Genomic DNA, 20,579 nt, shown 5'->3' with positions numbered 1-20,579 from the left:
TTGAAGTGTTTGCAGTTGTGAGGATGAGAGGTAGTGTTGACGTCGACAGAAAGATTAAAGAAACCCTTGCGATGCTCCGCCTTCACAAGAAGTACCACTGCGTAGTAATTCCGGACACGCCGTCGTACAGAGGTATGCTCAACGTCGTTAAGGACTACGTTGCATACGGCGAAATAGATGCAGAAACCCTTGCGATGCTGCTCAGGAGAAGGGGCAGGCTCGTGGGTAACAAGCCACTGACCGACGAGTACATCAAAGAGAACACGCAGTTCAACTCGATAGACGAGTTCGCAAAGGCTGTTGTGGAGGGGAAGGCGAGCCTTAAGGATGTGCCGGGCTTAAAGCCCGTGTTCAGGCTTCACCCGCCGAGGGGTGGGTTGAAGAACATAAAGTGGCATTACCCCTTCGGCGACCTCGGTCGTCACGGTGATATTGCCAAACTGCTTTACAAGATGAGGTGAGTATAATGCCAAAGAAGAAAGTTAAGAAATTCAGAGGCTCCCGCACATGCGGAGGCGGATCCCACAAGAACAACAGGAGTGGTAGGGGTAGCAGAGGTGGCGCGGGAAACGCAGGCATGTTCAAGCATAAGTACCTGAGAGCGATAAAGATCGGCTATGAAATAGGCAAGTACGGCTTTACAAGACCAAAGACTGTCAGAGCAGACTACAGGATGGCTCAGGCAGTAAAGGAGAGACTCAGAGAGCTTAAGGACGAAGGAAAACTTGACGACTACACCTACAAGTTCCTCGCTTCACGTCCCGAGCTTAACGTGGGAGACCTCGACATCATACTCGACAGATTAGTGGAGCTTGGCATAGCAGCCAAGGAAGGAGAAACCTACTCCATCGACCTGTCAGAACTCGGATACACCAAGCTCCTCGGAGCTGGCAAGATAACAAAGCAGGTGAAGGTTATCGTGGACTACGCAACGCCCAAAGCAGCCGAGAAGATACAGCAGGTAGGCGGAAGTGTAGAAGCGTAGCTCAGGCGGAGGCGGAGGGATGGATGAAATAATCAGGAAACTTCAACCTTATTTTGAGAAAATCCCAAGTGTTGAAAGGCCAAAAGCCCATGTCCCTTTTAAGGAGAAGTTTGCGTGGACGCTCGCGATTCTCCTCCTGTATTTCGCTCTTTCCAACGTTCCCGTATTCGGCCTGTCTCCCGAATCGATAGACATATTTGAGAGATATCGTGCCTTCTTTGCCGGTGCAACCGGCTCTATAATAGCTCTTGGTATTGGTCCTATCGTTACAGCTTCAATTATCCTGCAGCTCCTAGTTGGAGCGGGAATAATTAAGCTTGACCTGACAAATCCAGACGACAGGGCTGCATACCAGGACTTCCAGAGGTTTCTCGTTATAGTTATGATTGCGCTTGAAGCGCTCCCACAGATTCTTGGCGGATTTCTCAAACCAAATCTTGACGTTGCCTCAATGCTTGGCGTGTCTCCAGGAGCCCTTTCATTCATCATCTTTCTCCAGCTTTTCATAGGTGGTCTGCTCATCGTATACATGGATGAGGTTGTCTCGAAATGGGGTATCGGCAGCGGTGTCAGCCTGTTCATCCTCGCAGGAATCTCGCAGTCCATAATCACCGGACTGTTCAACTGGATTGTTCCTGCCGGCAGCACGATGCCTGCCGGAATAATACCGAGGTGGATATGGATTGCGCAGAACATTCCGCCAGAACAATTGCTCACCGCAAGCGGTATCGGATTTCTGCTGATCGAAGGCGGAATACTCGCGCTGATAACAACGATAGCAATAATTCTGCTCGTCGTGTTCGCTGAAGGAACCCGTGTCGAGATACCTCTCGCCCACTCACTTGTGAGAGGTGCAAGAGGGCGCTTCCCGATAAAGCTCATCTATGCCAGCGTCCTGCCAATGATTTTCGTCAGAGCGCTGCAGGCCAACATTCAGGTAATGGGAATGGTACTCTACCAGAAGGGAATAACGATATTCGGTGAGTACGTAGGCTCGCAGCCAATCAGCGGGATAATGTACCTGCTTTCACCCGTCAGAAGTCCCCACGACTGGGTACCTGCTCTCGTAAAGCAGAGCCCGTACTTTGCAGACATGCCAGACTGGCTGATAATCCTGCACCTCTTCGTCGATGCAACGATCCTGATTGCTGGCGGTATTCTCTTCGCCATATTCTGGGTGCAGACGTCAGGCATGGATGCAAAGACTGTTGCAAGGCAGCTTGCAAGGTCAGGAATGCAGGTTCCAGGTTTCCGCAAGAGTCCACAAGTACTCGAGAGGGTTCTCAGCAGATACATTCCGAAGGTTACGATTATCGGTGGTGCCGCAATAGGTGTGCTCACTCTCGTAGCCAACATGCTTGGAACCATAGGAAACGTCAGCGGAACTGGACTGCTGCTTGCAGTAAGCATTGCGTACAGGTTCTATGAAGACCTGGCGAAGGAACAGGTTACAGAGATGCATCCGATGATTAGGAAGATCATAGGTGAGGAGTAGCATGAAAGGGAAGCTCAAACAGGTAGTAGACAGTCTGCTTATCGGACTTGGTCTCCTATTCATGTTTGGTGTTTTCAGTGCAGACTTCAGGTACTCCCTTGCAAACTCTGTCGCACCACTACTCGACCCACTGCTTGCTCTTCCTATCCACGTCGTCATCTTCATTCTCGCATCCATAACCGCAACATACTCCTCGATAATCCAGAAGTATGCAGTGGACATGCAGAAGTTCAAAGAGATACACGAGAAGGTTCTGGCATTCCAGAAGGAATACATGGAGGCCATGAAGCAGAACAACCAGTACAAGCTGAAGAAGCTCGAGGAAAAACGCCCAGAAATTCAGAAGCTGCAGGGTGAAATGATGGGTATGCAGTTCAGGTCGATGTTCTACACCGTCGTTGTAACACTCCCCATCTTCTACTGGCTCTGGGTGAGGATCTACGATATAACACCAGAAGTGCATTACAAGGGTTACTACGGTCTTGAGAGCAAGTTTATGGTCACCGTTCCTTTCAGCGGAACTATTCACGTGAGTGAACCCATCTTTATTCTGCCCTGGTGGATTTTCTGGTATTTCATGTGCTCCGTACTGCTCTCCCAGTTCATAAAAAAGGTCTTCAAGCTGGGGTAGCATGAAGATCACGATTTCTGGACCGCCCGGAAGTGGAACGAGCACCGTTGCGAAGATCGTCGCCTCCAGGCTGGGATTCAAGCTTATCTCAGCAGGAGAGATCTTTAGACAGCTTGCAAGGGAGAGAGGCTGCACGCTGGAGGAGTTCAGCAAAATTGCCGACGAGAACGAAGAAATCGACATATACATAGACAGAACCCAGAAGGAAATCGCCGAAAAAGAGGACAACATAGTCGTAGAGGGTAGGCTTTCCGGCTGGATGGTGGAAGACGCCCTGAAAGTCCTCATCTATGCCGACGAAGAAACGAGGTTCGCAAGGATAGCAAAGAGAGAGAAGAAGAGCATCGAGCAGGTGAGGCACGAAACGAGGAAAAGAGAGGAGTACGAGAGGAGAAGGTACAGGAAGTACTACGGTATAGATATAGACGACTGGAGTATTTACCACCTTGTGATAAACTCAGCCTGCTTCTCGGCTGAGACGATTGCTGAATTAATACTCAGGGCTGCCGAAGAGTTTGGATGTTAATCCCTTAACTTCTCCTTTTCAGCCCACTTTTCCAGCCTTACCCACACCTGAGCCCCTCTCGGAATCTCAACCTTTACCTTCTCCCGGAACTCTTCCGGTTCTTCGAAGACCCACGCATAGAGCTTCCTTCCCCCGGAATACTCCCTTAAAAACTCCTCGTCGACTCTGTGATAGTCCTGGTATTTCATGAGTTCATCAACGCTGAACGGGCCGAGAACGTCAACGAGCTTAGCTCTACCTATGGCGAATCCATTGCAGATAATTAGAACGTCTCCTCTGACGCTAGTTTTCCTCCTCCTTATTTCCCACTTTTTAATGCCTCTTACAATCATAGAGGCAAAGGGTTGTCTGATTATGAGCCCTCTCACGAAAAATGTTTATCTGCTGGAGAAAAATAATGTTTCGATGCGAGCAAAGGTTGTTTCTCACGAACTCCCCAAACACCGCCACAGATGGTTTGGCGTCGTCGAACTTGACAACGGACTTACACTCTACATGTCTGGCATCGCTGCCTGGCTCTTTGAGGGTGATGAAGTAGAGATAGTAATCAAGGGCGAGCCAAAGGATGTGCACGGAAGAAAAATCCTCTTTTTCGACGATTACGAGCTGTACAGGATTTACGGTAAAGATAAAATAAAGGTATGGGAAGTTTTTTCGAAGAAAATTGAGCTTCCAAGACTCAGTTTCGGTAAGGAGGTGTACAGGTACAGGATACTCGCGAGAGAGGCCATTTACGAGAAAGATTTCGAGAAAATAGCAGAACTCGAGCAGTATCACTACGCAAGTCAGAAAAGCAAAGTAGCGCTCTGGAAGTGCTACGACTGCGGGACGCTAATCGAAGCGAACACAAAACCGGAATGCGAGTGCGGAAGCAGAAACGTCCACATCGTCGAAATTAAGGGCTCAACGCCTGCCTCGCGCTTTCTGATCTTCGAGCTGCTCGACAGGCAGCCCTATGAGCCAGAAGTCGTCGCATACGTCAGGGTTGACCCACCAGTACCGCTGATGCACAGGAAAATTGATGGAGAAGTTGTTGAGAACATCAGAGAGAAAGTGTTTCCAGAAGAGTGGTTTGAGAACGTTTTCTCACCAGAGAACGTATTCAGAGAGCTATTTTCCGAGCTCAGAAAGAAATACTCCCTTAAAATCGCGAGACACAAGCTCTGGGAAAAGGCAAGCAAGGAAGCGATGAAGAGATGCAATTCGGCAGCCTCACGCATAGCAAGAGTCGTCGTTCATCCAGACTACAGAGCAGATGGTATTGGAGCCTTTGCTGTAAGGACTGCGGTCGAATGGATAAGCGAGAGGAGAATCCCGGAAATGCGGATGAAGAAGCACCTCGTAGAGACGATAGCCCAGATGGCCAGGTTTAACCCGTTCTTTGAGAAGGCAGGCTTTTACTACGTCTGGGATACCGCATCCGGTAAGCCCGTGCTCTACAAACCTCTTAGCAAAGAGGCTGAGATGTACCTAAAGAAGTTCCTCGAGAGCGACGAGATTGCGAGAAGGCATGGAGGCAGGCTATGTGTTTCGCGCTATGGAAAGGTTAAAAAGCTGGAAAAGCTCAGGTTTGAAGGTGTATCAAAGCTCTTCCGCAGCTTTCTCGACCTCGACGATGTGAAAGGAGACGTTAGGAAAGTGCTCGAATCCTTCGGTGTTAAGCAGAGAGTTGTGGAGAGGTACGTCCTGAGAGATGTCAACTTCGAAATAAAGCCGGGAGAAGTTGTTGCAGTCGTTGGAGCGAGTGGGTCTGGAAAAACCACTCTCCTGCGGCTGATTGCAGGCAGTGCCATGAATCTCGAAGGCGAAGCGTACAGACCAAGCAGCGGAAAGGTTGAAGTTGTAGCGGACAGCGTTGCAGTACTGATTCCGTCTGAGTTCGAGCCTGAAGTGGGGGAAAAGAGCATCCTGGAACTCATCTATGAGATTACAGAGGACATATTTCTCGCAGTCGAGGTTCTGAACAGGGCTGGAATATCTGATGCGGTGCTTTACAGGGCAAGATTCGGTGAACTATCTACAGGGCAGAAAGAGAGGTTCAAGCTCGCGTTATGCCTTGCAAAGAGACCGAGCCTGATGCTCGTTGACGAGTTCGCAGCCCACCTCGACGAAATGACTGCAGTAAGAGTTGCGAGAAAGATTTCTGAACTTGCAAGAGATGCAGGAATAACTCTGATTGCAGTAACCCACAGAAAAGAGGTAATAGATGCTCTCTCACCCGACAGAATTCTGTACGTCGGATACGGAGGGGTGATGGAAAGCATAACGTGAGCCGACACAGTTGAACTAAAAAGATCAATACTGCAAGCAGAAAAGGGAGGGGTGGCAAAAGTCTCGACGAGATTTGCAGGTTCTTTGAAGGCTAAGATATAGTTTTCGCCGGTGGTTTATTTTTCTGATTTATAGCAGATAGAGCCTCCTTTTACTACTAATTTAGTTCAGAGTTGATTGAACTGTAGTTGCTCTGCATATCTATCCAAATAGTTATGTTTAGTATTAAATATTAAAATTTCCAAAAACTTTTTATTGAGTTAAAACAAAGCATCAAAAATGCTGTCCTCAATCCGGGATCCCAAGATTAGAGAAGTTATTGAAAAAGCAAAATCGAGGCATAAAGAGAGAGTGCTGGTTAATGGAGAAATCAGAGAAATTCCAAAGCCATTTCCATCTCCCGAGGATTGGAGAGATACCTGGATATACTTCATAATGGTTGACAGATTCAACAGCTCTGAAGAGCCAAAGCACGAGTGGAATTCTGAATGTGGAGTGTTTCAAGGTGGAAATCTTAAAGGAATTCAAAGCAAGCTTGGATATCTCGAACGGCTTGGGGTTGGAGCAATATGGCTGTCCCCCGTCTTCAAGAACTGCCAGTATGATGATGCCACCTACCACGGCTACGGCATTCAGAATTTTCTCGAAATAGATCCCCGGTTCGGTAGTGAAGAGGACCTACAGCAACTCATCGATGAAGCGCATGCGAGAGGCATCTACGTCATACTCGATGTTGTTCTCAATCATGCTGGAGATGTTTTTGAATACGAAGGACATCGGCATTCAGCTCCGTGGAGAGGTTACCCCTACAGAATTTACTGGCGGGATGAAGAAGGCAAGGGGCGATGGGAGGACGCTCCAAAAAAGTGTCACAGAGATGCTGCCGTATATCCAGATGAGCTCCGCCGCAACAGGTACTTCAGAAGACAGGGAAAAGGAGGCAATGTAGGCGATTTCGAAAGCCTGAAGGAGTTCGTGACAGAATACGCAGAAATAACGCCAGAGCGGGGCTATTATCACCCGGTGCGCGACATTCTAATCAAAGCGTACCAGTATGCGATAGCAAAGTTCGATATAGATGGTTTCAGAATTGACACGCTGAAGTACGTTGAGCGCTACTTTGCCCGCATATTCGGCAATGCGATGCGAGAATTTGCACTGAGCATTGGAAAGAGGAACTTCTTCACCTTTGGCGAGGTCTGGGATAATGAGGAGAAGATAGCAAGGTACATTGGGAGGAGCGCTACTGATGCCGATGATCTGATCGGTGTTGATGCTGCCCTAGATTTCCCCCTCTTCCACAGACTCCCAGCAGTCGTTAAGGGATTTCTCCCACCTTCGGAGCTTGCCAGAATGTTCGAGCATCGCAAGAAAGTTCAGAGGGGGCTACTCTGCTCTCATGGCGAGAGCAGTCGTTACTTTGTTACATTTCTCGACAATCACGACCAGCATTCCCGTTTTTATCCCGGAGACGGCAGATACGATGCACAGCTAACCATGGGCATCGCATGCCTTTTCGCCCTGCAGGGCATACCATGCATATACTATGGCACAGAGCAGGGGTTGCATGGGAGCGGAAATAGAGATTTGAGTGTTCGCGAAGCTCTATGGGGAAAGCCGAATGCATTTAATGAGGAACATCCTTTCTACAAAGCTGTTCAGGAGATTTCCAAGCTTAGAAGTACCTATGCAGCGCTTAGATATGGAAGACAGTACTTCAGGGAAGTTTCGGGTGATGGCAAGGGCTTTGGTATATCTACAACGCAGTCTGGCATACTTGCTTTCTCCCGCATTCTGAATGACAGCGAGGTAGTTACCATCGCAAACACAAGTAACGATAACTGGAGTGGCTACGTGCTCGTCGACTTCGCCTTAAATCCAGAAGGCAAGGTCTACACAATTCTTTACAGCAACTTTGGAACGAAGGGGCAGTCAAAGGTTGTTGAGACTGGAGGTGTCCGTGCACTATACGCCAACCTAAAACCGATGGAGGTACAGGTATTCGGTCCTGGCCATACAGTTGAAAGAAGCTCGAGTTCAGTGGACTCTGCTAAAATGCAAGTCAGAGTCCAAGAACGGTTCCCATTCTGTTTTGGACGTCATTCTACAAGATCGAAGCAGAGCTATGCCCCTACCATCGAAAAATTGATATCTGTAGTGCGTAATGTGGGGGACGATGGTGAAAATATACGTTGTCTATAACTACGGGCAGTACAATCACCTCATCCACAGAACCCTCCGTGACCTTGGTGTGGAATCGAAGCTTATCGAGAACACGACGCCAGTTGAGCAAATAAAGGATGCTGACGGCATAGTCCTCGGAGGAGGGCCAAGCCTGGAGAGAACTGGAAACTGTGAACTCTATGTTAAAGAACTCGACGTTCCGATTCTCGGGATATGCCTCGGACACCAGCTCCTCGCCAAGGTCTTTGGCGGTGAGGTCGGAAAGGGTCAGGTCGGAGGTTATGCTGAGGTGAATGTCAGAATAGTCGAGGAGGACGAAATTTTCGAGGGACTCCCGAAGGAACTCAAAGCATGGGCAAGCCACGCAGATGAGGTTAAAAAGATGCCCGAAGACTTCAAGCACCTTGCAGAATCCGACGTGTGTAAAATAGAGGCCATGAGACACAAAGAAAAACCAATATACGGTGTCCAGTGGCACCCGGAGGTGTACCACACCGAAAGGGGCGTTGACTTCTACCGCAACTTTATAAAGATATGCAAAAGGTAGTAAGTATCAGTCCTAATTATTCTCTCAACCTTAAAATTTATTAACACGTAGTGGTTTCTGGCAGCGTGGAAGTTTATATATTCGCACCATACCACGGAGCCAAGGCACTTGGGATAGGAAGGAGGATGTACTTTTCATCAGCTCACAGCATATTCATGGGCCAGAAACTCCTCCAGCGCATGCTGGGCCATGATTGCTTATATGCAGCGGTGCCCGGAGTAGAGGTTGAGTTCTTTCTCTCCAAGTACACGAGAGAACCTCAGCCACTTGTTATGAGCGAAGAAGACATCGACGCCCTCGAAGTTGGAGAAGAAGGAAAGTTCGCATCGGCGATGCTAAGAGCAATATCCATGCTCTCAGAAGAGGATTTCGTCGTTGGGGCATGCCTCTCACCCTTAAAGCTTGCATCCATGCTTTCAACCCTCAAAGGTGAGGCTAAGCTGAGGCTTGCTGAGAGACTTCTTCCCTTTTGCTCCGAATGGATTAAGAGGCAGTTCGAGGAAGGAGCAGACATGGTTATCCTCTTCGACGAAAGCAATGAAGAAGACAGGACGCCGAAAAGCATAGAAAGGGTGGAAAAGCTTGCATGGAAAGATGTCTGCTACGCAGGAGGCAGAATTGCAGAAATTGCAGAACTCATCGAAAAAGCAGGCTTCAGTGCTGCGATAGTTAGCAGCAAGGAAAGTATTCTTGAAGTCAGAAAGCGCTGCAGTTTAACACTCCTTGGAAACATCAGTGCAGAAAGGATGAAGAACTGGAATGAGGAGAAGGCTGAAGAGGAGGCAAAAAGATGCGTTGAGGAGGGGCTTACAGCAGGAAACTTCGTTTTCTCTCCAGACGGTGAAGTGCCTTATCACACAGGCTTTGCCACCCTCAGGGCTGCTGTAAGAGCAGCCCGGGAAGCTGAAGAACGACTGAATAAAGATTAATAGTCTCAAGGAATTATCTCGGTCGTATTGTTGTATTTTGGATAGAAAAGGTCACTGGCATCAATCACACCAGTGTCAACGAGTTCTTCTATCTCCTGTCTAACCTTCATAATTTCGTGGATAAGGTGTCTTGCAGTCGAACAAACGAGGTTAAAGCCTTCGTCGCCCCACAGCCTTTCCCTGTTGAAGAACAGACACCTGCCCCCACATACACTCTTCAGCTCACAACTTTTGCATGGTTCAAGGATTTCAACCCGTGGAAGGCCGAATACGTCGTCTTGTAGAGTTCCCAAGACGTTCCATTCAAAGTCTGCACATATGGGGCATGCAACGACTCTGCCGTCGGTCGTAATGGCAAAGGCGTTCGTTCCCGCACCACATGGTGGGGAGGTGTTTGGCTCGAACATCAGAGCCTTCAGAACACCAAGGAATGGAACTATTCCCTCGACTGTTCCCTTCTTCATACTCTCAAGCCAGAAGTCAACGAGCCTCGTTATTCCAGCATTGTACTTTCTCACCCAGCCACCAAAGTCGCTCCACAGGCCATCGGGGCTCCACACAGCGTTGAGCTGCCAGTGAGCGTAATCGAAGTGCTGAAGGAGGTGTACGACATCCCTGAAGATGTCCGTTTTCTCGCACGCCACCATCCTCGCGATTAGTTCGCCGCTGTAACGCTTTCGAATCATCGCAACATTCTCCATCACCCTATCGTAAACCCTGCCCTTGTAGAAGTCCGTAACCTCCTTAATACCATCTATGGAAACAAGTATCGTCGAAAGTCTGCTGAGGTGTTCCTCTTTCAGCCTGTCGAGAAGCAATCCGTTCGTCTGCAGCACATAGTGTTCAGCATATATGTTATCCATTATCTTCTCCAAGAGGTCGATTCTCAAAAGGGGCTCTCCACCGTAGAAGGCTATGATGGGATGAGGGTCATTCTCTACAAACCTGCGAAGCTCTTCGATGGAATACGTCGGCTCAGGGGGCATTACGGACTCATCGATGCTGCCCCCGCAGTACCTGCATACGAGGTTGCAGCGTGCGGTGAGGAAAACTATGTAAAGCATGACCTCACGTTGAGTGGTGGGCTAAAAAGCCAAACGGTGATTTGAATGAAATTCGTAGCCGTGCTCAGTGGTGGGATGGATTCTGGCGTTGCAATGGCAAAGGCGCTACAGGAAGGGAGCATTGAGCTCGCTTTGACCTTCGACTACGGCCAGATGGCAGCAAAGAAGGAGATCGAATATGCAGGAAAGCTCTGCAAATACTACGGCGTAGCACATAAAGTGATAGAGCTTCCATGGCTTGCAAATCTCAGCAGCGGTCTGACAGAGGGCAGAATACCAGAGGTTAGCGAGGAAATACTTGAAGCAGTTGCCGAAGAGACAGCAAAGGCTGTCTGGGTGCCCAACCGTAACATGGTCTTCATATCAATAGCAGCAGCTTTCGCGGAGTCTATGGGGTGTAATGCCGTAGTGGTAGGCTTCAATGGGGAAGAAGCGCAGACGTTTCCCGATAACTCCGAGGAGTTCGTTAAAGCGATGAATGACGCTCTAAGAATAGTAAACGGGGTCAGCGTTTACGCACCCCTCATAAAGCTTGACAAAACAGAGATCGTGAAACTCGGTATGTCGATGAACTTTCCATTCGAGCTAACGTGGAGCTGCTACTACAGCTACGACGAGCCATGCGGGAAGTGTGAATCATGTGTTCGCAGGCAGAGAGCATTCAGGGCTTTGCAGAAATAAGAGAAATCTTCGAGTCAATACAGGGCGAAGGTATTCTCGTAGGGGTAAGGCAGCTTTTCGTACGCTTTGCAAGATGTAATCTAAACTGCATTTACTGTGATACGCCAACAGATTCTACGGACTGCACAAACCATATAACCGGTGAGAAATTGCCGAATCCTGTGAGCAGAGAATATGTATCAGAATTCTTCGACAGGAACGTCCACTCGATATGCCTCACCGGAGGTGAGCCACTTCTGTACGCGGACTTCATTGCATCTCTACCGAAAACAAGGCCGTTCTACCTCGAAACCAACATGAGCTTGCCGGAGATGGCTAAAAAACTTACACACGTTGATTTCGTTGCCGGAGACTTTAAAGTCAGGGAAGCTATTGTAGATGGTTACGAAGAGCTCGTTGAGAACACAGTAAGGTGCTTCAGGATCCTGAGGAACAGAGAAGACAGACTCACGTTCTGCAAATTCGTTCTTCCCGAAAGGTTTGACGCAGAAGAAGTTATAAACAACGCCATAAGTGTTGAGAACTACGTTGAGTGTTTCATCCTGCAGCCAGTCTTCGGCACAAGCAAGAGAGGAATAGAAACAATACTGGAGCTGCAAAAGGTGCTTATGGAGAAGGTATGTGTCGATGTGAGGGTTATACCACAGGTTCACAAGTACTTAGGGGTTATGTAAATGGAAGTTGAGATAGGAGTAAGCGAAACGTTCGATGCTGCACACTTCCTGCCATCTCATCCAAAATGCGGGAAGACACACGGCCACACCTACAGAGTAGAGGTCACTGTGAGGGGCAGGCTGAAGAACGGCATGGTGATGGACTTTGCAGAACTCAAGAAAATAGTCAGAGAAGTAATAGAAAAGTACGACCACAATCTTATCAACGAATTTATGGAGAATCCAACGTGCGAGAACCTCTGCATTGCAATTTTCAACGAAGTTGCGTCGAAGTTGCCTGCTGGTGTTTCCCTCGTCAGAGTTAGGGTTTACGAGAACCCCGACAAGTGGGCAGAGGCTGGTAATCCAGAACCTGATTCTTAAAGACACTAAAACAGGCTCTACAGGACGTAAACCTTTAATAGTCTATCCGATTTCAGAAACATAATGTTCGATATTGCAATCACAATTATCTCATTAATCTCACTAATTCTTTCGTATCTCAACTATTCAACCGTGTGTTCTCGCAATGAAGCGAAGGAACTACTTAACTGGAAGGTAAGGGAAACGTTTTACGCGCTAACAGTCCTTGGAATTATTCTTGCGCTCAAAGTTCTCTTCGGGTGTACACTCCTTGAAGGTCTCCTGAACTCCCCCCAGCTTGTAAAATACACCTTGACTCTCGCAGTTGATATCTATGTCTTCGTTTTCAATACCATTCTGCTTTATACACTGTTTCGTGCAGGATACACTCCCCGCTACTCCGAAGAGGCTACACATCTGCTTTTTTACACTGCAGTCCTCTGGCTTGTTCTCGAGAAAGTTCGAATTAGCATGTTATCAACGTTCCTCATCACGCTGCTTGCACTCTCAATTGCAGTAACCCTCGTCAAAATAGGGAAATACACAAAGGCAATGAACGTGATAGTTGAACCAGCAGACCTCACAAGATCTCTAAAGCTGTTTCTCGTTTTCACGTTTCTATCCTCCACTGCTGGCATTGCATACATGGTTGACGTCCAGGTTGCGGAGTCGCTTTTCATGCTCTCCATAGCAGCCGCCATTCTGTCAATCGTAAGCCTCGGTACTGCCCTCGAGGGGATCTGCAGGCCACTTTTCAGGCAAGCATGAATACTGCAGCCATCCCGTTGTTAGCTGTATGGCATAACCAGCTTCCGGCAAGCCTGTATTCTGCATAGACCGCTCCAAAGACGAGGCCCACGAAGAACATGTCAATGGCCTTGAGCCAGCCCCAGCCGAAAATGAAGTGATGAAGGGCAAAAGTAGCGCTGGAGATCAGAAGACCGAGTTCTGTTTCTCCTCTTGCAACGAAAAAGTGCATTACGAGTCTTCGGTGGATGAGTTCCTCGTAAATGGGTGCAACAAGGAGCACGTAGGGTATCCTGACGTAGAGAGGTTGGTTCAGCCACCAGCTACCTTTGCCAAAAATCGCCCCCCACGCCCAGCTATAGTTTGTGATCATGAAGTTAAGGAACGTGTAGTTCACAAGGTAACAGAATATACCAGCAGTGATGATAAAAAGTACGCTCCTGAGATTCATATACATTATAGACCCGACCTGACTTTAAGCTTTTTCAGAGCGGGCAGCGACAAGTATTTTAAGAAGCATTTAATAGCATCATTATAATGGTGTCAGTAATTTTGTCAGCCCAGAACATTCCCGATTACTACCTGAGCCTGATTTCGATTTACAAAGAAATGGATGTTGAGCTCGGGCTTCTGGACGAAGTTCCGGAAGGGGAGAGACTGATCGATGAATACTGGATAATCCCCGGCTTCTGCAAGGTTCACATAAGGGAAAATGTCGATAACATGAAACGCCAGTACTGCCTTATCGAGCCCCCGGTAGGAATCGACGAGCTCGGCCTCCTCAACGTCCTTTACAACGATATGAAGCGAACACTCGTGCTGAAGGAGTACGCCATAGAGGAAGAGGACAAGGCAGAGATAATAGTGGACATTCTTAACGAGCTCATAATCGAATATGCAGTCGAAATGCAGCCTGAACTCGTTCTGAAGACGTTATATTACCTTTTCAGAAACTTTCTCGGTTTTGGGCCGATAGACGGGTTGCTTAACGACCCGAACCTCGAAGACATATCCTGTGACGGCTACGATATCCCCGTATACATTTTTCACAGAAAATACGGAAACTTGCCCACTAACATTCGCTTTTCGAAAAACGACCTCGATAACTACGTCATGCTCCTCTGCCAGAAAGCAGGGAAGTACATTTCCTACGCAAACCCGCTCATCGACGCGACGCTTCCTGACGGCAGCAGACTGCAGGCAACCTATGGAAGCGAAATAACGCCAAGAGGATCATCCTTCACAATTCGAAGGTTCAGGGCGACGCCGTACACACCCATAGATCTTCTCGATAGCGGGACAATGGATGAAATAATGCTCGCCTATTTCTGGCTCCTCGTCGAAAACAAGCTGAACTTCATGGTTATCGGCGAGACTGCTGCAGGTAAAACTACTACACTGAATGCCCTCATGATGTTCATACCGCCAGACGCGAAGGTCATATCCATCGAAGATACGAGAGAGATTCACCTCATACACGACAACTGGATTGCAGAGGTAACAAGACTTGGCGTGGAAGGTCAGGAAATTACAATGTACGACTTGCTGCGAGCAGCTTTGAGGCAGAGGCCCGACTACATAATAGTCGGAGAGGTCAGAGGCAGGGAAGCACTGACCCTCTTCCAGGCAATGTCAACCGGTCATGCATGCTATTCGACGCTTCATGCAGGGGATATAAACCAGCTCGTTTACAGGCTTGAAAATGAGCCCCTAAATGTTCCCCGAATTATGATTCAGTTCCTCGATGCGGTGATCGTTCAGTCCCTCTGGGTAAAGGAAGGGGTAAGAAAAAGAAGAGCTCTCGAAGTAAATGAGATATTCGGAATTGACCCGGTTAACAAAAACCTCCTTGTAAACCCGATATTCAAGTGGGAACCCCCAACAGATTCTTTTTCACAGATCTCTGAATCAAAGAAACTCGAAAAAATCGCCAGATTCGTGGGGATGGAAACTTCCGAAGTGTTTGAAGAACTCGTCAGAAGAGCCAGATTCCTTCAGAGCATGAGAGAAAAAGGAATCAGAGAGTTAAAAGAGGTAATGGAATTTATTCACGGCTACTACACGAACCCTGAGAAGACAATGGAAGAGGTGGGAGATTGGCAAGAGAGCGAATAACCCTCTTCGTTCCTGGAAGACTTGTGAGGTACTACAGCAAAAAGGTACGGGAAAAGCCAGCACACTACAGACACCTTTCGTCCGTTATAACCTCTGCAAGACTGCCCATAACCGTCCAAAGACTTCTTGCCATCGCGACATTTTACTCCATTTTTTCATTTGCTATCGGATCTCTGGTTGGATATGTTATCTTAAGAGCGTTTATCCCTGAAGGAGCAATTTACTACGCACTTCAGCAGTTTCTTGGCGGAACCTGGCTGGGAGATATCCTGATGCCCTACTGCTCTATGGTCTGTTGTACATGTACTATTCTGTGGGTTCTGATATCGGGAGTGGTGGCGTACAAGCTCGTCGAATATCTGATCCTTTCCTACCCGTCTTTCATTTCGAGCAGGAGGAGAAATGAGATCGACATTTACCTTCCACATGCTGTTAACATGATGTACGGAATGGCTGCAGGAGGTATAGGGACATATGACATGATAAAGTCCGTTGCAGAAGCGAAGTTCATGTTTGGAGAACTCAGCAAAGAGTTCGGCACAATCATACAGCTCACAGATGTTTTCAAAGAGGACTTGCTGAGTGCCATGAGGCACGTGAGGGATACTACGCCAAGTGAAAAGCTATCGAGTTTTCTTGATGACTTGATTTTCATAATAAAGGGCGGAGGTAATCTCTCCGCATTCCTGAAGAATAAGTCGGATGAGTTCTTCGAGGAGCAGGAGGTCAGCTTCACGAGTTACCTCGATTTTCTGAGTGTTATGACCGAAACATACCTTGCTGTGTTCTTACTATTCCCGCTATTTCTTCTAATAGTTCTCGTTGTAATGCAGATTGTTGGAGAGGACATGCTCAACACATACAGAACGGGAATCCTCATACTACTGCCTGTAGCGACGGTATTTTTCACATACCTGATCAAATCGTCCCTTCCCGTACCTCCTGCCAGAACTGAGAAGAGAGTTCTCATAGCAGAGGAGGATATTTTTGCGAGGAAAGTGGAGCAGAAAATGGGTACATACAAGGTCAGAAAATTCAGGAAAATCTTAAAACGTATAAAATCGTCTCTCCTCCATCCATTTGAGGATGCAATATACACAATTGGATTCAGAATTGTACTGTTCTATATAGCTGTTCTCGTGATTCTTGTTACATTCATCGCATCGAGATTTCTAAGTTTGAGAGAACTATCGATAGTTACGCTCTCTACTGCTGCAATACCAATAATTCTGTTTATTGAGTTGAGGGAGCGAACGGTAAGACAGATAGAGAAGAGAATACCGGAGATATTCAAGGAACTTGCGATTTTGAATGAGGCAGGGCTGTCAATTATAGAAGCACTCAAAGTGCTGAGCACAATTGAACTGGGAGTTATTTCCAAAGAGATTAACATAATCAGGCGCCGGATTGAGTGGGGCGAGCCTGTTACAAAGGCTCTGAGACTTCTCGAGCTCAGAGTGAGAAGTGAAATCATTGCAAAGGTTATCCCCATCTCTGTGAAAGCCCTCGAAACTTCGCCAACATACAAGGATGCCTTTCAGACGGTTGCTGCCTTTGCGTCAGCCGAAGTCGGGTTGAGAGAAAGGATTCGAAGTAGTATGCTTCTATATATCATAATAATTTACCTCTCAATTTTTGTCTTTCTCCTGATTATATATATTCTCATAAACAACATCCTTTCGGCCTTCGGAGGAGTGGTTACAGAAGGTGTAACGTTTATGCCGAACTTCGAGCTCATAAAAGAGACTTTCTACCAGGTTTCCCTCGTTGTTGGCATTCTTTCAGGGATAATTGCAGGAGTAATCGGATCTGGTAAAGTTTTGAGCGGATTAAAGCATGCGTACGTTTTCTTCATTGCTACGTACATCCTCTTCAATTATCTGCTCTGAAATTCGGGAACGGAAAGGTTTATAGCATATCATGATAATAATAAACGTAATGAACGACGACCGCGGAGTTACAGTAATTCTCGGATTCATACTCGTGCTGATGACATCTATGGTAGCTCTCAGCGTAGCCCAGACGACCCTCGTGCCGGACTTGTGCAAAAAGATTGAAGCAGAGCACATGGAAAAGTTAACACAGCAGATTCTCAGCCTCGCAGAAGTTCCCGAGACAACGAAAACTGTCAGGCTCGACATGGGTGTGGTGTATCCCCGCTATCCGCTGCTCCTGACACCATCGAAGGCCGCTACAAGCCTGAGTTTAGAGAAATTCTACATAAACGTCAGCTATACGAAGATACTTCCAAATGGGACGAAGGTCAGCGTTCAAAAAAAGATTCCTACATCAAGAATTGTGATTACGCCAGGATACTACTTCTACCCGAGAGAAAGTCTAATAATCGAGAATACCGCAGTTTTCAGGAAAGCTGGTAGCACGTACGTTACCGTTTCAAAGGGTGTGGCTCTCGAAGGAGATATTAGAATCGTCATCCTCAACTCGACGATTGACTCGCTATCTACCGCATCATCGCTCAGTATAGCTCTTGCTCCCGTATCAATTGGTGGTGCCACAACAGTTGAGAACGTTAACATCACGTTCGAAAGCGTAAATCCCAGCTTCTGGGCCACACTTAGCTCGCAGAACTACACAGTTCAGGTAAACGGCAATGTTGTAACAATTAAGGCAAGTTTGGCGCAATTAAGCTTTTCAGAAGTATTTCTAAGCACCAAAGGAGCAATTACAGTCAGCAAACCCGTGAAGAAGATATACATGCTGAACCCTCTCAACGACTACACACTAAACGTTGGAGAAACCGTAGTTCTAGGAGTTAAAGTTGTTGATGAGTACGATAACCCTGTAAAGGGTGTGGAAGTGGACGTTTCAGTTAGTGGAAATATTGGCTACATCTCTCCACAGAAAACGTACACAGATGCAAGAGGAGAAGCCTACGCCATTTTTAGTGCGACGAATACTGGAAGTGGAAGCGTTACGTTCAGTTGTGGTTCTGGCAAAAGTGTGAGGTACGACATAACAGTAAAAAGTGGAGCACAGCTTAGCCTTCAGTTTCCGCTGGGTGTTGTGTATGATGCAAAATCCGATGGGGCTGTGTTTGTGTACGGTAACGAAGTCAGGAGTGTTCCTAGAAGTGCAGATGAACCCACAATAGTATTGAATACAACAAATATAACATACGATGACGGGCAGTATCTTGTGAGTACCGCAGATTGGAGATACCATGCTGCCCAGAGATTTGACTTTTATAATATCAGTACCACAAATGTCTATGAGACATACATCAACTGGAATGGATACGGTTTGGGATGGTGGGATGATGGTGTTACAATATATTTATGGAACTATACTGCTGATAGTTACGAGGAAATTGTACTTACCCCAGATTACTCGGAGATATGGCTTGGATGGGCAATAAGCGGCTCAAGCATTCAAAACTACGTCAGCAACGGTAAGATGACCGTTCTAGTGGTTCAGAACGACTGGAGAGAGTCCAAGCTGTATACGGATTACATTTGTGTTTTTCAAATATATAAATAGTAATTATAGTAATATAGTCTCTATTTCTACCGAACGAAGAAGATCGACAGCACCATAAAAACGAATATCAGGAGGACACCTATAATCACTGCGCTCCTAACGAGTTTCCTAACTCTCTCCTTCTGATGAGCCGTAATTACCTTTATCTTCCTGCTCGCCTGGCTCGCCTCGTATCCGGGAATGCCATCAAACCTGACTTCAATGCCATGTTCTCCTATTCCAAAGGACTGTCTGAACTCAAACCTTCCGGAGTGATCAGTAGTTGCTTCTGCTACCTTTACGCTGTCAACGTAAAGAGAGACTTTTTTGTGCTCTGCAGGCATCCAGCTTTTCGCCTTTCTATCATACCACTGCAGGTAACCGGCAATAGTAATTTCTTCCCCCACTGCTGGCCTCGCGTCGCTGAAGTGCAGACCAGCGATGCGTGTCTCATGCTGCCCCATGAACTATATTTTACTGCAAAGTATATAATGGTTAATCCCACGACTTCAGAGTCTGAAAAAACAAAAATATTTGAGAATAAAAAACAAAAAATGATTAACCGAAGAGGGCTCCGAGGCCTTCGATTGCCTCTTCTTCCTTCTCCTCTTCTTCCTCTTCTTCCTTCGCCTCTTCCTCCGCAGCAGCCGGAGCGGCAGCCTCAGCGGCTGGGGCGGCTGCGGCAGCCGGGGCTGCGGGTACGAGGGCAGCCTTCTGGATTGCCTCGTCGATGTTTACCTCTTCGAGGGCTGCTACGAGTGCCTTAACTCTCGCGTCGTTTACCTCAACTCCCGCAGCCTCCAGCACGGCTTTAACGTTCTCCTCCGTAATCTCCTTTCCGGCTGAGTGCAGCAGCAGTGCAGCATATACGTACTCCATACCCATTACCTCCTTTTACCTTAACCAAATAAGGCACCAAATCCTTCAAGTGCCTCTTCTTCCTTCTCCTCTTCTTCCTCTTCTTCTTTTTCTTCCTCAACAGCTTCTTCCTTCTTCTCCTCCACACTCACCTGGGCTGGCACGGCAGAGCGCAGGTTGAGGAGCTCTTCATCGAGAGCCTCAGGTGGGAGGAGAGATACAAGTGAAAGCATCTCACCATGAGCCTTAGCGAGTATGTCCTCGATGACATCCTTCTCGAAGATTGCTGCGTTGATTGCCAAGTTCCTTGCATCCATGACTGCCTTGGCTATGAGGATCTCTGCAGTCTCTGGGGCGACGTAGGCAGCGTTGACGGCAAGGTTGAGTGCCTTTCTGTATGCATCGACAAAGTCCTCGAAGACCTTTCCTGCATCAATCGCAAGCATGTCAGGAGTAAATACCACGCCGTTCTCGTAAACCACCCTAACATCAAGGCCGAGCTTTACAGGCTTTACTTCGAGCAATTCGAGAGCTCTCGCAACCTCAGGTTTTACAACCTCTCCTGCCTTTACAACCGTAACCGTCTCCTCGATAACGATCTTACCCTTTTCTATTGCTGCCGGAATGCCACCGGCCTGCAAATCGCCTATAACTGGGCCCGGTGGGAATGAAGTTGGCCCCTTCTCAACGACAACATCAACAGGGGAAACCTGACCGGGTTTCAGGGGTGAGGGGACCTTGGTCTCCTCAAGCTTCTTGTACAGCTTGAAGGGGTTGAGCTGCGTTGCGACGATCGCTATCTGGTCGCCGAGGTAGTCAAGAACTTTCTCGTAGTCTCCACCCAGCGACCTCAGGGCCTTTTCGATGAGTGTGTTTTTGGTAACCCATATCACGGCAAAGTCCCTGAAATTCCTCCTTATGTCCTGCATCTGCCTCGCGGTAACGCCTCTAAAACTAACCAGCGCTACCACGGGATAACCCGTGAAGAGGCGTTTCACCTCTTCAACAGCCTGAACCTTCCAGGGCTTTGGTGTACCTCTGACGGCTGCCATG

Annotated in this window: 22 protein-coding genes; 16 read left to right on the top strand and 6 right to left on the bottom strand. The window is 47.6% G+C overall.

The features are described 5' to 3' along the window. Positions 1–5: 5 nt before the first annotated feature. Genes rpmD through cmk form a run of 5 tightly spaced genes read left to right on the top strand, consistent with a single transcriptional unit; the run spans position 6 to position 3,637 of the window. Complete coding sequence (gene rpmD / locus ARCVE_RS04775; RefSeq protein ID WP_013683639.1) at positions 6–461, top strand: 50S ribosomal protein L30; 456 nt, start codon at positions 6–8, stop codon at positions 459–461. Between the two features lie 5 nt (positions 462–466). Further along, on the top strand, positions 467–985 hold the full coding sequence (locus tag ARCVE_RS04770; RefSeq protein WP_013683638.1) for an uL15m family ribosomal protein: 519 nt from the start codon (positions 467–469) through the stop codon (positions 983–985). Between the two features lie 19 nt (positions 986–1,004). Next, complete coding sequence (gene secY / locus ARCVE_RS04765) at positions 1,005–2,480, top strand: preprotein translocase subunit SecY (RefSeq protein ID WP_013683637.1); 1,476 nt, start codon at positions 1,005–1,007, stop codon at positions 2,478–2,480. Position 2,481: 1 nt separating this feature from the next. Then, positions 2,482–3,111 carry a DUF106 domain-containing protein gene (locus tag ARCVE_RS04760; RefSeq protein WP_013683636.1) on the top strand — a complete coding sequence of 210 codons (630 nt, stop codon included), beginning with the start codon at positions 2,482–2,484 and terminating at the stop codon, positions 3,109–3,111. Between the two features lies 1 nt (position 3,112). Continuing rightward, positions 3,113–3,637 (top strand): (d)CMP kinase, encoded by a 525-nt coding sequence (cmk, locus tag ARCVE_RS04755; protein WP_013683635.1) that lies wholly within the window; start codon positions 3,113–3,115, stop codon positions 3,635–3,637. Here cmk and ARCVE_RS04750 read toward each other — a convergent pair. Beyond that, complete coding sequence (locus ARCVE_RS04750; protein WP_013683634.1) at positions 3,634–4,005, bottom strand: ASCH domain-containing protein; 372 nt, start codon at positions 4,003–4,005, stop codon at positions 3,634–3,636. The two genes, cmk and ARCVE_RS04750, sit on opposite strands and share 4 nt — an antisense overlap. Positions 4,006–4,042: 37 nt before the next feature. On the opposite strand from ARCVE_RS04750, the gene ARCVE_RS04745 reads away from it, so the two are divergent. From ARCVE_RS04745 to ARCVE_RS04730, 4 genes are all read left to right on the top strand, one after another. Further along, positions 4,043–5,908, top strand: a complete 1,866-nt coding sequence (locus ARCVE_RS04745; protein WP_013683633.1) for an ATP-binding cassette domain-containing protein — start codon at positions 4,043–4,045, stop codon at positions 5,906–5,908. 279 nt (positions 5,909–6,187) lie between these two features. Then, positions 6,188–8,110 (top strand): alpha-amylase family glycosyl hydrolase, encoded by a 1,923-nt coding sequence (locus tag ARCVE_RS04740; RefSeq protein ID WP_013683632.1) that lies wholly within the window; start codon positions 6,188–6,190, stop codon positions 8,108–8,110. Beyond that, positions 8,085–8,639 carry a GMP synthase subunit A gene (locus ARCVE_RS04735; RefSeq protein WP_013683631.1) on the top strand — a complete coding sequence of 185 codons (555 nt, stop codon included), beginning with the start codon at positions 8,085–8,087 and terminating at the stop codon, positions 8,637–8,639. The genes ARCVE_RS04740 and ARCVE_RS04735 overlap by 26 nt, the downstream gene beginning before the upstream one ends. A 65-nt stretch (positions 8,640–8,704) precedes the next feature. Further along, complete coding sequence (locus tag ARCVE_RS04730) at positions 8,705–9,568, top strand: uroporphyrinogen decarboxylase family protein (protein WP_013683630.1); 864 nt, start codon at positions 8,705–8,707, stop codon at positions 9,566–9,568. Positions 9,569–9,573: 5 nt separating this feature from the next. On the opposite strand, the gene ARCVE_RS04725 is transcribed toward ARCVE_RS04730, so the two are convergent. Next, positions 9,574–10,632, bottom strand: coding sequence for a TIGR04084 family radical SAM/SPASM domain-containing protein (locus ARCVE_RS04725; protein ID WP_013683629.1), 1,059 nt, complete (start codon positions 10,630–10,632; stop codon positions 9,574–9,576). Positions 10,633–10,677: 45 nt separating this feature from the next. Between ARCVE_RS04725 and queC the strand changes: the two genes are divergently transcribed. The 4 genes from queC to ARCVE_RS04705 all read left to right on the top strand — a co-directional run bounded on the left by queC (position 10,678) and on the right by ARCVE_RS04705 (position 13,097). Beyond that, positions 10,678–11,313 carry a 7-cyano-7-deazaguanine synthase QueC gene (gene queC, locus ARCVE_RS04720; protein ID WP_013683628.1) on the top strand — a complete coding sequence of 212 codons (636 nt, stop codon included), beginning with the start codon at positions 10,678–10,680 and terminating at the stop codon, positions 11,311–11,313. After that, on the top strand, positions 11,271–11,987 hold the full coding sequence (locus ARCVE_RS04715) for a 7-carboxy-7-deazaguanine synthase QueE (protein ID WP_013683627.1): 717 nt from the start codon (positions 11,271–11,273) through the stop codon (positions 11,985–11,987). The genes queC and ARCVE_RS04715 overlap by 43 nt, the downstream gene beginning before the upstream one ends. Then, complete coding sequence (queD, locus tag ARCVE_RS04710) at positions 11,988–12,350, top strand: 6-carboxytetrahydropterin synthase QueD (RefSeq protein WP_013683626.1); 363 nt, start codon at positions 11,988–11,990, stop codon at positions 12,348–12,350. Positions 12,351–12,413: 63 nt separating this feature from the next. Beyond that, complete coding sequence (locus ARCVE_RS04705) at positions 12,414–13,097, top strand: hypothetical protein (protein ID WP_013683625.1); 684 nt, start codon at positions 12,414–12,416, stop codon at positions 13,095–13,097. On the opposite strand, the gene ARCVE_RS04700 is transcribed toward ARCVE_RS04705, so the two are convergent. Then, positions 13,084–13,527, bottom strand: a complete 444-nt coding sequence (locus tag ARCVE_RS04700) for a CPBP family intramembrane glutamic endopeptidase (RefSeq protein WP_048085652.1) — start codon at positions 13,525–13,527, stop codon at positions 13,084–13,086. The two genes, ARCVE_RS04705 and ARCVE_RS04700, sit on opposite strands and share 14 nt — an antisense overlap. 86 nt (positions 13,528–13,613) lie before the next feature. On the opposite strand from ARCVE_RS04700, the gene ARCVE_RS04695 reads away from it, so the two are divergent. The 3 genes from ARCVE_RS04695 to ARCVE_RS04685 are packed head-to-tail and all read left to right on the top strand — an operon-like array spanning position 13,614 to position 18,689. Further along, on the top strand, positions 13,614–15,191 hold the full coding sequence (locus ARCVE_RS04695; protein WP_013683623.1) for a type II/IV secretion system ATPase subunit: 1,578 nt from the start codon (positions 13,614–13,616) through the stop codon (positions 15,189–15,191). Beyond that, positions 15,173–17,080 (top strand): type II secretion system F family protein, encoded by a 1,908-nt coding sequence (locus tag ARCVE_RS04690; protein WP_013683622.1) that lies wholly within the window; start codon positions 15,173–15,175, stop codon positions 17,078–17,080. Before ARCVE_RS04695 ends, ARCVE_RS04690 begins: the two co-directional genes overlap by 19 nt. A 49-nt stretch (positions 17,081–17,129) precedes the next feature. Beyond that, entirely contained in the window at positions 17,130–18,689 is a 1,560-nt protein-coding gene (locus ARCVE_RS04685) for an Ig-like domain-containing protein (protein ID WP_198002019.1), read from the top strand. 26 nt (positions 18,690–18,715) lie between these two features. Here ARCVE_RS04685 and ARCVE_RS04680 read toward each other — a convergent pair whose 3' ends face one another. The 3 genes from ARCVE_RS04680 to ARCVE_RS04670 form a co-directional block, all read right to left on the bottom strand. Further along, positions 18,716–19,132: a hypothetical protein gene (locus tag ARCVE_RS04680; protein WP_013683620.1), complete on the bottom strand. Its 417-nt coding sequence runs from the start codon at positions 19,130–19,132 to the stop codon at positions 18,716–18,718. 94 nt (positions 19,133–19,226) lie between these two features. Beyond that, positions 19,227–19,547 carry a 50S ribosomal protein P1 gene (gene rpl12p / locus ARCVE_RS04675; RefSeq protein ID WP_013683619.1) on the bottom strand — a complete coding sequence of 107 codons (321 nt, stop codon included), beginning with the start codon at positions 19,545–19,547 and terminating at the stop codon, positions 19,227–19,229. A gap of 20 nt (positions 19,548–19,567) precedes the next feature. After that, entirely contained in the window at positions 19,568–20,578 is a 1,011-nt protein-coding gene (locus ARCVE_RS04670; RefSeq protein WP_013683618.1) for a 50S ribosomal protein L10, read from the bottom strand. Position 20,579: the final 1 nt, after the last annotated feature.

Origin of the sequence: Archaeoglobus veneficus SNP6 (genome assembly GCF_000194625.1) — an archaeon.
Lineage (GTDB): Archaea > Halobacteriota > Archaeoglobi > Archaeoglobales > Archaeoglobaceae > Archaeoglobus_C > Archaeoglobus_C veneficus.
This window is presented reverse-complemented; position numbering and strand designations above follow the sequence as displayed.

Coding starts and splice junctions, on each gene's coding strand:
- cmk (WP_013683635.1), top strand. CDS start 3,113: ATGAAGATCACGATTTCTGGACCGCCCGGAAGTGGAACGAGCACCGTT.
- ARCVE_RS04680 (WP_013683620.1), bottom strand. CDS start 19,132: ATGGGGCAGCATGAGACACGCATCGCTGGTCTGCACTTCAGCGACGCG.
- ARCVE_RS04670 (WP_013683618.1), bottom strand. CDS start 20,578: ATGGCAGCCGTCAGAGGTACACCAAAGCCCTGGAAGGTTCAGGCTGTT.
- ARCVE_RS04705 (WP_013683625.1), top strand. CDS start 12,414: ATGTTCGATATTGCAATCACAATTATCTCATTAATCTCACTAATTCTT.
- ARCVE_RS04685 (WP_198002019.1), top strand. CDS start 17,130: ATGAACGACGACCGCGGAGTTACAGTAATTCTCGGATTCATACTCGTG.
- ARCVE_RS04700 (WP_048085652.1), bottom strand. CDS start 13,527: ATGAATCTCAGGAGCGTACTTTTTATCATCACTGCTGGTATATTCTGT.
- ARCVE_RS04725 (WP_013683629.1), bottom strand. CDS start 10,632: ATGCTTTACATAGTTTTCCTCACCGCACGCTGCAACCTCGTATGCAGG.
- ARCVE_RS04695 (WP_013683623.1), top strand. CDS start 13,614: ATGGTGTCAGTAATTTTGTCAGCCCAGAACATTCCCGATTACTACCTG.
- ARCVE_RS04740 (WP_013683632.1), top strand. CDS start 6,188: ATGCTGTCCTCAATCCGGGATCCCAAGATTAGAGAAGTTATTGAAAAA.
- secY (WP_013683637.1), top strand. CDS start 1,005: ATGGATGAAATAATCAGGAAACTTCAACCTTATTTTGAGAAAATCCCA.
- rpl12p (WP_013683619.1), bottom strand. CDS start 19,547: ATGGAGTACGTATATGCTGCACTGCTGCTGCACTCAGCCGGAAAGGAG.
- queD (WP_013683626.1), top strand. CDS start 11,988: ATGGAAGTTGAGATAGGAGTAAGCGAAACGTTCGATGCTGCACACTTC.
- ARCVE_RS04745 (WP_013683633.1), top strand. CDS start 4,043: ATGCGAGCAAAGGTTGTTTCTCACGAACTCCCCAAACACCGCCACAGA.
- ARCVE_RS04760 (WP_013683636.1), top strand. CDS start 2,482: ATGAAAGGGAAGCTCAAACAGGTAGTAGACAGTCTGCTTATCGGACTT.
- ARCVE_RS04735 (WP_013683631.1), top strand. CDS start 8,085: ATGGTGAAAATATACGTTGTCTATAACTACGGGCAGTACAATCACCTC.
- queC (WP_013683628.1), top strand. CDS start 10,678: ATGAAATTCGTAGCCGTGCTCAGTGGTGGGATGGATTCTGGCGTTGCA.
- ARCVE_RS04715 (WP_013683627.1), top strand. CDS start 11,271: ATGTGTTCGCAGGCAGAGAGCATTCAGGGCTTTGCAGAAATAAGAGAA.
- ARCVE_RS04770 (WP_013683638.1), top strand. CDS start 467: ATGCCAAAGAAGAAAGTTAAGAAATTCAGAGGCTCCCGCACATGCGGA.